A 14,776-nucleotide genomic window follows, 5' to 3' on the forward strand; every position below is an offset into this window, starting at 1 on the left:
GAGACGGCTCAGCGGCGGGGGAAGTTGTCCAGGGTCAGCTGGGCCACCTGTTTCAATTCTTCCGGCGTGGCGCCATTGGTGGCCTGGATGGCCATGCCCTGCAGCACAGTCCCCAGGTAGCGGGCCAGAATGGTGGTATCGACGTCGGCCGGCAGATCGCCTTGTTCCCTGGCCTGTTCCAAACGCGCTCGCAAGGCCAGTTCACCGTCACGACGCCGGGCGATCAGCGCGGCCTTGACGGTCGCGGCCGCCTCACTGCAGGACAGGGCGCCCTGGACCACCACACAGCCATGGGGGTGGCTGGTGTCGGCCATGCTGGTGGCGGCGCCGAACAGCATATGCTCCACCACCAGGTAGGCGGTCGGTTGCTGCAAGGCCGGGTAGAAGAAGGCGCAGGGGCGATTTTCATAGAGCTCGATCGCTTTCAGAAACAGCTGTTCCTTGTTGCCGAAAGCGGCGTACAGGCTGGGCTTGTTAATGCCCATGGCCTCGGTCAGGTCGGACAGCGATGCCCCGTCGTAGCCCTTCTTCCAGAACACTTCCAGGGCTTTTTCCAGGGCCTTCTCCATGTCGAAGGCACGTGGGCGCCCGACACTGGGGGGGCAAGTTCCCGTAGACATCAACAGGCTCCTACATAAAAAACTGCTTACATCTTAAACATCGTAAAACCCTCTGTCCAGCAGGCTTATTTACCGACTGGTAAACAAAGGGCGGGAAGGCGTGGCCTGGATGCAGGCGGGTTGGCCCACGGCGAGCCGGTCGATAGAAAAATTGTGTACCTATTGGTATAAAACTAATTGACTGCCGTCCTTCGTCCTATATATTTACTCATCGGTACAAAATTAAAAGGCTAGCCGTCTGTCGGCGCGAGCCACCGTTAACCGCCTTGAGGATATCGTCGTGAACAGCAATAACGTCATCAGGAACATCATTTTTGCAGGCCTTGCCGGCATGCTGCTGGCCGCTTGTGAACGTCCGCAAGCGGCGGCGGGGGCGCCCGCCGCGCCTGAGGTGCAGGTCGCCACCGTTATCCATGAGCGCATTACCGAGTGGGATGAATTCACCGGCCGGTTGCAGGCGCCGGAAACCGTGGTGCTGATGCCCAGGGTGTCGGGCTATGTACAGCGGGTGCATTTCAGGGAAGGGAGCCTGGTCGAGCCGGGTGAGCCGCTGTTCCAGCTCGACCCGGCCCCCTTTCAGGCGGAAGTGGCGCGGCTGAAGGCCGAACTGCACGGTGCGCAGACGGCCCTCAAGCTGGCCGCCAGCGATTACCGGCGGGCCGATGCGCTGCGTGCCGGGCGGGCCATTTCCGAAGAGGTGCTGGATGCCAGGCTGGCGCATAAGCAGCAGGCGGCGGCGGCGGTGGCCTCGGTCACGGCTGCCCTGCAACGGGCCGAGCTGGATCTGGCATATACCAAGGTGACGGCGCCTATCGGTGGCCGGGTGTCCAATGCCCAGGTCACCGCCGGCAACTACGTCAGCGCCGGCCAGACCCCGCTGACGCGTATCGTTTCCACCGAGGAAATGCATGCCTACTTCGATATGGATGAGCAGACTTACCTCAAATACGCCGTGCTGAGCCGCGAAGGCCGACGTGCCGACGCCCGGGAGGACGATAATCCCGTCTTTATGGCCCTGGCCGGTAGTGGCGGGTTCGACCGTGTCGGCCGCATCGATTTCGTGGACAACGCGGTCGATCAGCAAACCGGCACCATCCGCCTGCGGGCCAGCTTCGCCAACCAGGACGGCAGCCTGTTGCCGGGTCTGTTTGCCCGCATCAGGCTGGCCGGCAGCGGCAGCTACCGGGGCGTATTGATCGATGACAAGGCGATAGGCACCGACCTGAACCATAAATTCGTGCTGGTGGTCAACGAGCAGGATCGGCTGGAATACCGGGGCGTGACCCTGGGGGGCAAGATCAGCGGACTGCGCATCATCAAAACCGGGTTGAGCCCGAATGAACGGATAGTGGTCAATGGCCTGCAGCGGGTCAGGCCCGAGATGACCATCACGCCCACCCTGGTGGACATGGCCGAGGCCGGGCAGTTGAGCGGCCTGCGGGCGAACCAGGCATTACTGGACAAGGCCGGGGCCGGGCTGACGGCCCGGGCCGAGCCGGTCCGCGGTTAAGGAGTCGGACTCATGTTTTCGCAATTCTTCATCAAAAGACCGATCTTCGCCGCGGTGATCTCGATGATTTTCGTGATCGCCGGCGCCATAGCGGTATGGCAACTGCCCGTCACCGAATATCCGGATGTGGTGCCGCCGACCGTGGTGGTGACCGCCAGCTACCCGGGCGCCAACCCCAAGGTGATCGCCGAGACCGTCGCCTCGCCGCTGGAGCAGGAGATCAACGGCGTGGAGCAGATGCTGTATATGTCTTCCCAGGCGACGTCCGATGGCCGGATGACGCTGACCGTTACCTTTGCCATCGGCACCGACGTCGACCGGGCCCAGACCCAGGTGCAGAGCCGGGTCGACCGGGCCATGCCGCGGCTGCCGCAGGAGGTGCAGCGGCTGGGGGTGGTCACCGAGAAATCGTCGCCGGACCTGACCATGGTGGTGCACCTGACCTCGCCCGATGACAGCTACGACATGCTGTATCTGTCGAACTATGCGGCGCTGAACGTGAAGGACGAGCTGGCGCGGATCGAGGGGGTCGGCAGCGTACGGCTGTTCGGTGCCGGGGAATACAGCCTGCGGGTGTGGCTGGATCCGCACCGGGTGGCGGCCCTGGGCCTGTCGCCCCGGCAGATCATCGACGCCATAGGCGAGCAGAATCAGCAGGCCGCCGCCGGCAGCCTGGGTGCCCAGCCCAGCCGGGAGTCCGAATTCCAGTTGCTGATCAACGTCAAGGGCCGCCTGAGCACGGTGGAAGAGTTTGAAGACATCATCATCAAGGTCGGGCCCGGCGGGGAAATCAGCCGGCTGGGGGATGTGGCCCGGGTTGAACTGGGGGCCGACAGCTATGCGCTGCGTTCCCTGCTGGATAACCGGGAAGCGGTGGCCATTCCGATCTTTCAGGCTTCGGGCTCCAATGCCATCCAGATCTCCAACGCTGTCAGGGCCAGGATGGCCGAGCTGGCAGAGGCCTTCCCGGCCGGGGTGGATTACGCCATCGTCTACGATCCGACGGTCTTCGTTCGCGGCTCGATTGAAGCGGTGGTAAAAACCCTGTTCGAGGCGGTGCTGCTGGTGGTGCTGGTGGTGGTGCTGTTTCTGCAGACCTGGCGCGCCTCCATCATTCCGCTGGTGGCGGTGCCGGTGTCGCTGGTCGGCACCTTCGCCTTTATGCACCTGCTGGGGTTCTCCCTCAATGCCCTGTCCCTGTTCGGCCTGGTGCTGGCCATCGGCATAGTGGTGGATGACGCCATCGTAGTGGTGGAAAACGTGGAGCGTAACATTGCCGAGGGGCTGTCGCCGGTGGCGGCGACCCGGAAGGCGATGAAGGAAGTGACCGGCCCCATAGTGGCCACCACCCTGGTGCTGGCGGCGGTGTTTATCCCCACCGCCTTTATGTCGGGCCTGACCGGGCAGTTCTACAAGCAATTTGCGCTGACCATCACCATCTCTACCTTCATTTCCGCGCTCAATTCGCTGACCCTGAGCCCGGCGCTGTCGGCCTTGCTGCTGAAAGGCCATGGCGAGCAGAAGGACGCCCTGACCCGGGCCATGGACCGGCTGCTGGGCGGCTGGCTGTTCGCGCCCTTTAACCGCTTCTTCGCGCGCCTGTCCGACGGTTACGGCTGGCTGGTCAGGAAGGTGATCCGCTTCGGCGGTATCGTCGGCGTGCTTTACCTCGCGCTGGTGGGCCTGACCGGGTTGCAGTTCGCCACCACCCCCACCGGTTATGTGCCGGGGCAGGACAAGCAGTACCTGGTGGCCTTCGCCCAGTTGCCGGACGCCGCCTCGCTGGAACGCACCGACGCGGTGATCAAGGAGATGTCGCGCATCGCGCTGGCGCACCCCAGCGTCGAACACGCGGTGGCCTTTCCCGGCCTGAGCATCAACGGTTTTACCAACAGCCCTAACAGCGGCATCGTGTTCGTGACCCTGACCGGTTTCGATAAGCGCCAGGGCGCCGGGCTGACGGCCAATGCCATCGCCGGTGAGTTGAACGCGGCGTTCGGGGGGATCCAGGATGCGTTCGTCGCCATCTTCCCGCCGCCGCCGGTCATGGGCCTGGGCACCATAGGCGGCTTCCGCCTGCAAATCCAGGACAGGGCCAACCTGGGCTACGAGGAACTGTACCGGGTGAACATGGCGGTCATGCAGCGCGCCTGGGCCACCCCCGAGCTGGCGGGGATCTTCTCCAGTTACCAGGTGAACGTGCCGCAGCTGGAGCTGGACATAGATCGCACCAAGGCCAAGCAGCAGGGGGTATCGCTGGATGAGCTGTTCCAGACCCTGCAGGCCTATATGGGGTCGACCTACGTCAACGACTTCAACCGCTTCGGCCGCACCTATCAGGTGAATGTGCAGGCGGACGACGCCTTCCGCCAGGATCCGGAACAGATACGCCAGCTGAAGGTGCGCAACCTGAGCGGAGACATGGTGCCGCTGGGTTCCTTTATCGATATCGGCCATGTTGCCGGACCGGATCGGGTGATGCGCTACAACGGCTTCACCACCGCCGAGATCAACGGCGGGCCGGCGCCCGGATTCAGCAGCGGCGAGGCCCAGGCGGCGATGGAGCGGATCCTGGCGGAGACCCTGCCTCATGGCATGAGCTACGAGTGGACCGAGCTGACCTATCAGCAGATCCTGGCCGGTAACAGCGGCCAGCTGGTCTACCCGCTGGTGATCCTGCTGGTGTTTATGGTGCTGGCGGCCCAGTACGAGAGCCTGAGCCTGCCGCTGGCCATCATCCTGATCATTCCGATGACCTTGTTGTCGGCGCTCAGCGGCGTGCTGCTCTACGGCGGAGACAACAACATCTTCACCCAGATCGGCCTGATCGTGCTGGTGGGGCTGGCGACCAAGAACGCCATCCTCATCGTCGAATTCGCCAAGGAGCTGCAGGATCAGGGCATGACCACCCTGCAGGCGATCCTGGAAGCGGCCCGGTTGCGCTTGCGGCCGATCTTGATGACCTCCATCGCCTTTATCATGGGGGTGGTGCCCATGGTGTTCTCCAGCGGTGCCGGTGCCGAAATGCGTCAGGCCATGGGGGTGGCCGTGTTTTCCGGCATGATCGGGGTCACCGTCTTTGGGCTGATGCTGACCCCCCTGTTCTATTACCTGCTGGCCAGGCGTGGCGCACGCCGGGCCGCCGCACGGCAGGCTGCAACGGCTGAGGACTTACAGCATGCGTAACATCATCATCTCCATGACGGCCGCCATGCTGCTGGCCGCCTGTGCCACCGTGGGACCCGACTATCGGGCCCCGCGGCAGGTGGCGGACATCGACTTCAGCAGTCCTTACAGCCGGGCCGAACGGGCCCTGAGCTGGTGGCAGGTATTCGAGGATCCGCACCTCGACCGGCTGATTGAACTGACGCTCACCCACAACCGCGAGCTGGAGCAGGCCAGGGCCAATGTTGAACGGGCCTACGCGGTGTTCCGCGACGTGGACAACAACCGCTGGCCCGAGGGGAGCCTGGACGCCGGCTATCAGGCCAGTGAAAACGGCACGGTGGCGAACGATGACGATGGCACAGTCGTGCGCGGTTATCGCAGTGGTCTCGGCCTGAGCTGGGATCCGGACTTGTTCGGCAAGCTCCGTCGTGCCAGCCAGGCGGCCAGGGCCGAGGCCGAGCAGGCCAGGATCCTCTGGCACGACGCCCAGCTGCGGCTGGTCAGCCAGGTGGCGACCAGCTACGGCGAGTACAGGGGCGCCCAGCTGCGGCTGGAAGTGGCCCGGCAAAACCAGGACAACCTGCGGCAAACCAGGGACATCATCCAGGCCCGCTTCGACGCCGGCCTGGCCTCCGAACTGGAGCTGGTGCGCATCGATGCCCAGTTGCTGGAAGTGGCGGCCGGCATACCGGACCACCGGTTGGCACTGCTGACCGCGGAGACGGCCCTGACCGCCTTGGTGGGCAGTAAACCGGGTTCGCTGCGGCTGGGGGAGCGGGCCGAATTACCGCGGCTGGCGCAACCGGTGGCCATCGCCGACGGCACCAACTACTTGCGTTATCGCGCCGATGTGGCCGGGGCCGAGCGGGCACTGGCCGCGCGCACCGCCGATATCGGAGTGGCCACCGCCGATCTGTACCCCAAGCTGTCGTTCAGCGGATTCCTCGGGTTCGTGTCCGGTCCCGGCTGGTCCCTCGGCACCGACCAGCGCAGCTGGTCCATCGCCCCCGGGCTGAGCTGGCAGGCGGCGGATCTGGGGTCGGTCAGGGCGCGGATCCGGGCCGCCGGCGCCGGTCGGCAAATGGCCCTGGCCGAGTTTGAACAACGGGTCATCGACGCCCTGGCCGAGATGCAGCTGGCCCTGCACGGCTACAACCTCGGCCGGGAGCAGCAGCTCCGGCTGGAGCAGCAATGGCAGGCCAGCAATAAGGCGGTGGCGATCGCCCGGGCCCGCTACCACGCCGGCAGCGGCGAGTTCCTCGAGCTGCTGGATGCGGAACGGGAGCAACTGCGCAGCCGCGACCGGGTGGCGCAACAGGAGCAGGACAGCTTCAGCCGGCTGGTTGCCATCTACCGTAGTTTCGGTGGCGCCATCGAGCCAATCTAGTACGCCGGAGCGGAGCAATACCGGCGAGCCCGGTTTTGTTCCGCCTGCTGCTGCTGGCGCTTAAGCGCGTCAGGCGGGAAGGTGGGCGTCGAAGGTCCGGTCGCAGGCGCCGATCAGCCGCTCCGCTAGTATCTTGCTGTGGGCCGAAAGCTGGTCCTGGGCGTGTAGGGTCAGTTCCAGATCCGGCACCGGGGGCAGGCCGTCCTGTTCATCCAGGATGCGGTGGTTCGGCGTCACCAGCCGCCGGGGCAGCAGCGAGATGCCCAGGCCCGCCTCCACCGCACAGCACACCCCGGACAGGCTGGTGCTGACATAGGCCAGCCGCCAGCTGCGGCCCAGGCTGTCGAAGGTATGGGCCATTTCGCTGCGATACAGGCCGCCGATGGGAAAGGTGACCAGGGGGATGGGGTGGCTGTGCAGGTTGTTGCCGTGCAGGCTGTCGATCCAGCACAGGGGTTCGGGCCAGCAGGCCAGGCCGGGCGCGCTGCCCTGGCGCTGCTTGACCAGCGCCAGATCCAGCTCGTTGCGCTGGAATTCACGCCAGATGTCGCTGCACAGGCCGCTCTTTACCTCCAGCCGGATACCCGGGTATTCACCGGAGAAGGCGGACAGGGTGGGCATGATGGCGTGGGTGGCGAAGTCTTCCGGTACTCCCAGGCGGATTTTCTGCTGTTCGGCGCTCAGGCTGGTCTGGGCCACCGCCTCGTTCATCAGCTGCAGGATGCGCCGTGCATAGCTCAGCACCCGCTCGCCCTCCAGGGTGGCGGTGACGTAACGGCCCTTGCGGTGCAGCAGCTCGCAGCCGAGCAAGGCTTCCAGCTTGCGTACCTGCTGGCTGACGGTGGATTGGGTGAGATGGGTGCTGTCGGCGGCGCGGGTAAAGCTGCCGGTGTCGACCACGGCCACAAAGCTGCGCAGCAGTACGGGGTCCAGGGTGTTATTCAGGTTCATCATGCTCGTATCAGTGGCAAAGCCACTAGTTGCCATTCGGTTATTTAATTTATAAATCAAATGACCATGCTCTACAATCGTAGGTGTTCAGCATTTATGCAGTCAGGCCCATGGGGCGTGGCTCCTGCTGGCGTCAAGCCAGCCACTTAGTATCAAAGGACAGATGTCATGGCCCGTAACAGCTACTATGCCCCCACCGGCGGTCTGCCACCCCAGACTCAACTGATTAACGACCGCGCGGTCTTTACCGAAGCCTACGCCATCATCCCCAAGGGCGTGATGAGCGATATCGTGACCAGCTTCCTGCCGTTCTGGGATAACACCCGGCTGTGGGTTATCGCCCGGCCGATGAGCGGCTTCTCCGAAACCTTCTCCCACTACATCATGGAAGTCTCCCCCCAGGGCGGTAGCGACAGGCCCGAGCTGGACGGCGGCGCCCAAGGCGTGCTGTTCGTGGTGGAAGGCGAGATGAGCCTGACCCTGGAAGGGAAAGAGTACCAGATGCAAACCGGTGGCTACGCCTACCTGCCGCCGGGCGTTAAATGGAGCCTGAAGAACAACGGCGATGCGCCGGTGCGTTTCCACTGGATCCGCAAGGCCTATGAATTCGTCGACGGTATCGAGGTGCCGGAAGCCTTCGTCACCAATGAAAACGACATAGCACCGACCCCGATGCCGGACACCAACGATGCCTGGGCCACCACCCGCTTCGTGGACTCAGCCGACATGCGTCACGACATGCAGGTCAACATCGTGACCTTCCAGCCCGGCGGCGTGATCCCCTTCGACGAAACCCACGTCATGGAGCACGGCCTGTACGTGCTCGAAGGCAAGGCGGTTTACCACCTGAACCAGAACTGGGTGGAAGTGGAAGCCGGCGACTACATGTGGTTGCGCGCCTTCTGCCCCCAGGCCTGCTACGCCAGCGGCCCGACCCGCTTCCGCTACCTGCTGTACAAGGACATCAACCGGCACATGGTGCTGAATGCCTCTCCCGCCTATCGCGGCAACCGCAAGTAAGCATCATCCCCATATCCTCAAAGGGCGGCCCAGGGCCGCCCTTTTCTGTTTCCCTGGTGGCAGCGGCGACCTCGCCGCGAGTTAGCCGGCGGTGGCCTCTGTTACGGGCTGGAGCAGGGCTTTGCCAACGACATCGCCCTAATCCGGGCACTGGACCAGTATCAGGAAGGACTGGCCTATCTGCCGGTGATCGTATACGGCTGACTGGGAGTTGAGCAGATCTGCGCCGAAGGCCGGCGCTGATGACCAGCGCCCTGAGTTCGGCCATCTTGCTGGTCTACGGTCTGCTGGCCGGGGATGCCGAGGAACTGTTCTGGAACCTGTTCGTCTTTAGCGCCATTATCTCCCTGCTGCCCTACCTAGCCATGCATTTGTCCTGCCTTAAGCTGCGCCGCTCCCGGCAGGGGCGGGGGGCAGGGTACCCGGCCCGAACTGGCCGGGGCCCCGGCGTTGTCATCGCCGCCAGCGGTGCCCTTGACAAATCGCACTGACACCGGCCCCCGTGCTGCCCTAAGATAACAGTCCCGCTCACGGACGGATAATCTCAAGGTGCATAAGGCCAATCTCAACCTGTTACCCACCCTCAAGGTACTGCTCGATACCCGCAACCTCAGCCGGGCGGCCGAGCTGCTGCACCTGAGCCAGCCCTCCATCAGCAAGCAGCTGGCGCAGCTGCGTGGCGAGTTTAACGACGAACTGCTGGTACGGGAGGGACAGCGCTGGCTGCTGACGCCCAGGGCCGAACTGCTGGCGCGGGAGCTGGCCGATTCCCTGGGGGCGCTGGAGCGGCTCTATGCCGTCCCCGGTTTCGAGCCAGCCTGTTGTGCGCGGGTGTTTAAGCTGGCCTCGTCCGACTACGTGGCCCAATATATACTGCCGGATATCTGCGCAGAGCTGGCGCGCCTGGCGCCGTTGGCCGCGCTGGAATACGTCTTGTGGGACAAACGCCAGCTGCCGCAGTTGTGGGAATCGCCGCTGGATCTGGTGTCGACCATCACGGATGAAGTGCCCGAGCAGATCCGCGGCCTGCACCAGGGCGAGGACGGACTGGTGCTGCTGATGGGCCGGCATCATCCGCTGGCGGGCAAGGCGATCGGCCTGGGAGATTATCTGGACTGGCCCCACCTGCAGGTCAGCGGCGGAGGCGACAAGGACAGCCCGGTGGAGCGGGTGCTGGCACCCCAGGGGCTGAGCCGTCGCTGGTTTGCCCGGGTGCCCTTTTTTCAGGCGGCGGTGGAGGTATTGCTGCGTACCGATTGCCTGATGACCACTCCTGCCCATATCGCCTGGCAGTTGTCGCGACAGCATGCGCTGACCTATGGACCCTTGCCCTTTGCCAGCAAGCCCCAGCAATACCATCTGATGTGGCATCAGCGCCATCATCAGGATCCGGCGCATCGCTGGTTCCGGGAGCTGGCCTATCCCTTTCTGCGCGATCACCTACAGCGCACCACCCACGAGAGTCGCGTCAAGCTATAGCCAAAAGCTATGGTTTATATTCATAACTTTCACTTCGCGCATATTGATAGCGAGATTAAGCTGAAGGCCATTGAAGAGAGCGGAGAAACAGGAGCAGGGTGATGGAGTTTTCCAGCTGGCTGGCGCTGGCGGCGATTTGCGTGATGGGGGCGATCAGCCCCGGCCCCAGCCTGGCGCTGGTGCTACGCAATACGGTGCGCGGCGGACAGGGGCACGGGGTGGCCACGGCGCTGGGCCATGGGCTGGGGGTGGGGATTTATGCGCTGCTCACCGCCCTGGGGCTGGCGTTGCTGATCACCAAGACCCCGCTGCTGTTTGATCTCATCCGCTACGGCGGCGCCGCCTTCCTGGCCTGGCTGGGGATCCGGGCGCTGCTGGCCAGACCTGCCGACGGCGAGGGCAGCGATGCCCTGCACGCGGTGCACAGCCGGCGGGGCGCCTTCGAGGGCTTTATGGTGGCTTTCCTTAATCCCCAGCTGGCGATCTTCTTTGTGGCGCTGTTCAGCCAGTTTATCCATGCCGACACCGGCTGGCGGGAAGGCGGCATCATGATGCTCACCGCCGGCGGCATAGACGCCACCTGGTATGTACTGGTGGCGCTGGCGTTGTCACGCGGGCCCGTACTGGTCTGGCTCAAGGCCAAATCGGGAGTGATCGACAAGCTGAGTGGCCTGGTGCTGCTGGGGCTGGCAATCAAGGTGGTGTTCTAAATGGAATTCAATACTTTGCCGATGTTTATCCTGGCCTGCCTGTCACTCAACCTGATCCCGGGACCGGACGTGGTCTATGTGGTGTCCAATACCCTGAGCGGCCGGCGGAGCGCCGGCCTGCTGGCAGCCCTGGGTCTGGGGCTCGGCTATCTGGTACATACCGCTGCCGCCGTACTCGGCCTGTCGGCCCTGATCCTGAGCTCAACTTTCCTGTTCGGGCTGGTGAAGTACCTGGGGGCGTGCTATCTGATCTACCTGGGCATCATGACGCTGCGCAACTGCTACCGGGGCGGCCCGAGCCTGCGCCTGGACGGCGACATGCTGCCGGCGCGGGGCGTGTTCCGCCAGGGGGTGGTGGTGAGCGTGCTCAACCCCAAGGTGGCCATGTTCTTCCTGTCGTTCCTGCCCCAGTTCGTTGAGGCAAATTCGCCCCTGGCTAGCCTGGAGCTGGTGCAGTTGGGCCTGCTGTTTACCCTGCTGGCCACCCTGTGCAACAGCCTGTACGCGGCCCTGGGCGGCTTGCTGCTCTGCCGACCCGGCTCCGGCCGTTATGCCCGACGGCTGGAGGGCGCAGCCGGCGTACTGCTGCTCGGGCTGGGGGCCCGCATCGCCCTGCTCAAGCCCTGAGGCGTGCGCTGGTGGTGAGGGCGGCGTGCTTGATCCCAAGGGACGGGGCGGCGTCGATGAAAAATACCTGATCATCGAGTCCACTCTGCTGAGGCCGGTGATGCCGGTGCTCGTGAGGACGCTGCTCCTTGCCTGGAAACACCGGGAAGGACGGGGTCACGAGACCTGCCGGCAACCCGTTGATCATCAAACAGCATGATTGCCGTTCAAACCGAGCCGCGCGGGTAGGGCGTGGTGTTAGCGCATGGTATGCAGCTCCGTGATACTCACTTGCCGTTGGTCATTCTGCAGCCGGCTGAGCGGAGTCCGGGTGAGGGCGGTCGCCGGAGCAGGCCGAGAGATCCTCGATGAAGGCGCGGAGGATCGGTGGTGGCGCTATGCCGCGCCGGGTGATGACGTCGAATGGCGATATCAGCCGCAGCTGCGTTGCCGCCAGTTGCCGCATGTCACCGGTCTTGACCCACTGCGCGGCGAAGTGCACGGGTAAGAAGCCAAGATAAGCCCCGGAGATAATCAGGATGGCCAGCGCCTCTATGTTGTCCACCGTCGCGGCTGCCTTGCCGACGCCCAGCAGCTCCAGTTCGTCGTTTTGCATATAGCCCCTGACGGCGATGCGGCTGGTGCCAATTTGCTTGAGCTGTTCGGCGCCCTTGGCTTTGCTGCCGTGGAGAGGGTGACGGCGACCGCAATAAAGCCCGGATGCTTCCTGATAAAGCATCGCATACGACAGACCGGCAACATGGATGGGGAAGTGCCCCACGGCCAGATGCAGGCGGCCGTCGAGTACGCGTTCCTCCAGCTCTGCCGGCGAGCCTATGTATACGTTGAGATGGACGTCGTGTCCCCTGGAGACGAAGCGCTGGGTGGTGCGTGGTATGGGTGAGTCGGGGTCGGTAATGGTGCTGTCGATGATCCCCAGGTTGAGCTTGCCACTGATCTGCTGTTTGAGCACATCGGCATCCATACAGAAATTTTCCACCGCCGAGAGCAGCCGCAGGGTGGCTTCGTGGACCGCCACGCCTTGCTCGGTCAGGCGAAAGCCGCTACGGCCGCGCTGGCAGAGTTTGACTCCGAGCCTGGCTTCCAGGTGGGCCATCTGTTCGCTGATGGTCGACTGGCCGGAATTGAGCGCCGCCTGGGCGGCGGAAAAGCCCCCGCACTTGACGATGGTAGCGAACACCCTGAGCAGTTTCAGGTCGACATCATGCAGCTGTATCATTCTCACCTCTTGTTCGATATGCATCGGAAACGCCGATATTAACATCTGAACTTTAGCATTTTTTTAACAATCGCCAACACCTATAGTTTCCTCAACGGCGACGCCTGGCGGCTTCATCCCCCGTCAATCAGTGGAGATGCCTAACGGTGTCGGCATCGAGCATACCGATATTAACCAGGGCGCCGCCACGCAGCGGCACAGTCCGGAGCAATGAATAAACATAACGGCACACACCAGGCCTTTCAGGAAGCCACAATTGAGCTGCGCCGAGTCGCGCAGACCGGAGGACACGACATGGACAGCAAGGTAAAACTCTACCTACAGCAATTCGGGATCGGCGAGGCGACGCAGCGATTCCTCACCAAGCCCCTGCGGATGTTTATCGGCGGCGCCTGGCTGGAGGCCGGCGACGACGCCACCGCCGAGGTCGTCGAGCCTTACACCGAAGGCGTGCTGACGCACATCCCCATGGCCACCAAGGCCGATCTGGACTGCGCCGTGCGGGCTGCCCGCGCCCAGTTCGACGGCGGTGCCTGGCGCCTGCTCAAGCCGCTCGAACGGGAGCGGCTGCTGCACCGGCTGGCCGAGCTTATCGAGCTGCACGCCGCCGAGCTGGCCGAGATAGAGTCGATCGACGTAGGCAAATCCGTCGCCCAGGCGCGCGACGTGGATATCCAGGGCACCATAGATACGTTCCGCTATTTCGCCGGCTGGGCCAGCAAGATCCACGGGCGCACCGCCGAGCCTTCGTTGCCGGGTAACTATCTGGCCTACACGCGCAAGGAGCCGGTGGGCGTGGTCGGTGTCATAGTGCCGTGGAACTTCCCGCTGCAGACCATGGCCTGGAAACTCGGCGCGGCACTGGCGTGCGGCTGCACCGTGGTGGTCAAACCGGCCGAGCTGACCTCGCTGTCGGCGCTGCGCTTCGCCGAACTGGTGCAGGAAGCCGGCATTCCCGATGGGGTGGTCAATATCGTCACCGGCCGCGGCAGCGTGGTGGGCGAGGCCATGGCGACCCATCCGGGCATCGACAAGCTGAGCTTCACCGGCTCGACCCCGGTGGGTTGTACCGTGGGCAAGGCGGCCATGGATCAGATGAAGCGCCTGACCCTGGAACTGGGCGGCAAGTCGCCGGTCATGGTGCTGGCCGACGCCGACCTGCCGACCGCCGCCCAGGCCGTGGCAAACGGGGTATTCTTCAACTCCGGACAGGTCTGTGACGCCGGAACCCGGGTCTATATCCATCGCAGTATCTACGACGAATTCCTGCGCGAGCTGGCCGCCTACACGCGGACCCTGAAGCTGGCGCCGGGACTGGATCCCGACTGTTTCATCAGCCCGCTGGTCTCGAAGCAGCAACAGGAGCGGGTGCTGGCCTACATCGAAACCGGCAAGCGCGAGGGCGCCGAACTCTACTACGGCGGCCAGCCGGTCGAGGGGCCCGGCTACTTCGTCGAACCGACCATCTTCGCAAACTGTCGAAACGACATGCGCATTGTGCAGGAAGAAATCTTCGGCCCCGTGCTGGTCACCGCGCCCTTCGACGATGAAGAGGAGGCGCTGGCGCTGGCCAACGACTCGGCCTTTGGCCTGGCCGCCGCTATCTACTCCAACGATCTCGGGCGGGTGCACGGCCTGATCCCGAGGCTGCGGGCGGGCTCTGTGTACGTCAACGCCCACAGCACCATAGATCCGTCCATGCCGTTCGGCGGTTACAAGCAGTCCGGTTACGGCAAGGACCTGGGGTCTGAACAGCTCGACTACCTGCTGGAGACCAAGGCGGTCTGGATAACGCTGCCCTGAGCGGCAGGATAGCCCAACGACCATCGGCCACAACAGACGTCAGATGCCGGATGCATCGCGTCGCCGATCAGAGCACCACCTAAAACAACCTGGAGGTTATACCCGGATGGACAGCCAAGCAGAAATCGCAAGAGCACAGGAGCTGGAAAGGCGCATACGCGCCTACGAGGAGCTGGAGAACGGTGACGAATGGCCCGGCGCGCTGCGCGCGACGGACTACATCGCCATCATCCTGATGACGCTGGTGCTGGTCATCGGCTGCTACCTGTGGGGGTACTGAGT

13 protein-coding genes are annotated in these 14,776 nt (G+C 63.9%); 10 read left to right on the plus strand and 3 right to left on the minus strand.

Features of this window, described 5'->3' with window-relative positions; genetic code table 11:
• Nucleotides 1-8 precede the first annotated feature (8 nt).
• The gene (locus ABD806_RS12970) at nt 9-620 is read right to left on the minus strand and encodes a TetR/AcrR family transcriptional regulator (RefSeq protein ID WP_344958648.1); all 612 of its coding nucleotides are present in this window, start codon (nt 618-620) and stop codon (nt 9-11) included.
• A 280-nt stretch (nt 621-900) separates the two neighbouring features.
• Here ABD806_RS12970 and ABD806_RS12975 point away from each other — a divergent pair, with 280 nt between their 5' ends.
• Genes ABD806_RS12975 through ABD806_RS12985 form a run of 3 tightly spaced genes read left to right on the plus strand, consistent with a single transcriptional unit; the run spans nt 901 to nt 6,685 of the window.
• A complete protein-coding gene (locus ABD806_RS12975) occupies nt 901-2,130 on the plus strand; it encodes an efflux RND transporter periplasmic adaptor subunit (RefSeq protein ID WP_344958650.1) in 1,230 nt (409 codons plus the stop codon).
• 12 nt (nt 2,131-2,142) lie between these two features.
• On the plus strand, nt 2,143-5,316 hold the full coding sequence (locus ABD806_RS12980; RefSeq protein WP_344958652.1) for an efflux RND transporter permease subunit: 3,174 nt from the start codon (nt 2,143-2,145) through the stop codon (nt 5,314-5,316).
• Nucleotides 5,309-6,685: an efflux transporter outer membrane subunit gene (locus ABD806_RS12985; RefSeq protein ID WP_344958654.1), complete on the plus strand. Its 1,377-nt coding sequence runs from the start codon at nt 5,309-5,311 to the stop codon at nt 6,683-6,685. The genes ABD806_RS12980 and ABD806_RS12985 overlap by 8 nt, the downstream gene beginning before the upstream one ends.
• Before the next feature lie 69 nt (nt 6,686-6,754).
• On the opposite strand, the gene ABD806_RS12990 is transcribed toward ABD806_RS12985, so the two are convergent.
• Nucleotides 6,755-7,636 carry a LysR substrate-binding domain-containing protein gene (locus ABD806_RS12990; RefSeq protein WP_425583135.1) on the minus strand — a complete coding sequence of 294 codons (882 nt, stop codon included), beginning with the start codon at nt 7,634-7,636 and terminating at the stop codon, nt 6,755-6,757.
• A 168-nt stretch (nt 7,637-7,804) separates the two neighbouring features.
• Here ABD806_RS12990 and ABD806_RS12995 point away from each other — a divergent pair, with 168 nt between their 5' ends.
• The 5 genes from ABD806_RS12995 (at nt 7,805) to ABD806_RS13015 (ending at nt 11,472) form a co-directional block, all read left to right on the plus strand.
• Complete coding sequence (locus tag ABD806_RS12995) at nt 7,805-8,656, plus strand: bifunctional allantoicase/(S)-ureidoglycine aminohydrolase (protein WP_344958658.1); 852 nt, start codon at nt 7,805-7,807, stop codon at nt 8,654-8,656.
• Nucleotides 8,657-8,898: 242 nt separating this feature from the next.
• Complete coding sequence (locus tag ABD806_RS13000; protein ID WP_344958660.1) at nt 8,899-9,147, plus strand: hypothetical protein; 249 nt, start codon at nt 8,899-8,901, stop codon at nt 9,145-9,147.
• Nucleotides 9,148-9,205: 58 nt separating this feature from the next.
• Nucleotides 9,206-10,135 carry a LysR family transcriptional regulator gene (locus ABD806_RS13005; RefSeq protein WP_344958662.1) on the plus strand — a complete coding sequence of 310 codons (930 nt, stop codon included), beginning with the start codon at nt 9,206-9,208 and terminating at the stop codon, nt 10,133-10,135.
• Between the two features lie 101 nt (nt 10,136-10,236).
• Nucleotides 10,237-10,845 (plus strand): LysE family translocator, encoded by a 609-nt coding sequence (locus tag ABD806_RS13010; protein ID WP_344958664.1) that lies wholly within the window; start codon nt 10,237-10,239, stop codon nt 10,843-10,845.
• A complete protein-coding gene (locus tag ABD806_RS13015; protein ID WP_344958665.1) occupies nt 10,846-11,472 on the plus strand; it encodes a LysE family translocator in 627 nt (208 codons plus the stop codon).
• A 280-nt stretch (nt 11,473-11,752) separates the two neighbouring features.
• On the opposite strand, the gene ABD806_RS13020 is transcribed toward ABD806_RS13015, so the two are convergent.
• Complete coding sequence (locus ABD806_RS13020; RefSeq protein WP_344958667.1) at nt 11,753-12,691, minus strand: LysR family transcriptional regulator; 939 nt, start codon at nt 12,689-12,691, stop codon at nt 11,753-11,755.
• Between the two features lie 294 nt (nt 12,692-12,985).
• Here ABD806_RS13020 and ABD806_RS13025 point away from each other — a divergent pair, with 294 nt between their 5' ends.
• Complete coding sequence (locus tag ABD806_RS13025) at nt 12,986-14,494, plus strand: aldehyde dehydrogenase family protein (RefSeq protein ID WP_344958669.1); 1,509 nt, start codon at nt 12,986-12,988, stop codon at nt 14,492-14,494.
• Between the two features lie 106 nt (nt 14,495-14,600).
• Entirely contained in the window at nt 14,601-14,774 is a 174-nt protein-coding gene (locus ABD806_RS13030) for a hypothetical protein (protein ID WP_344958671.1), read from the plus strand.
• Nucleotides 14,775-14,776: the final 2 nt, after the last annotated feature.

It is taken from the genome of Zobellella aerophila, assembly GCF_039539325.1.
GTDB lineage: Bacteria > Pseudomonadota > Gammaproteobacteria > Enterobacterales > Aeromonadaceae > Oceanimonas > Oceanimonas aerophila.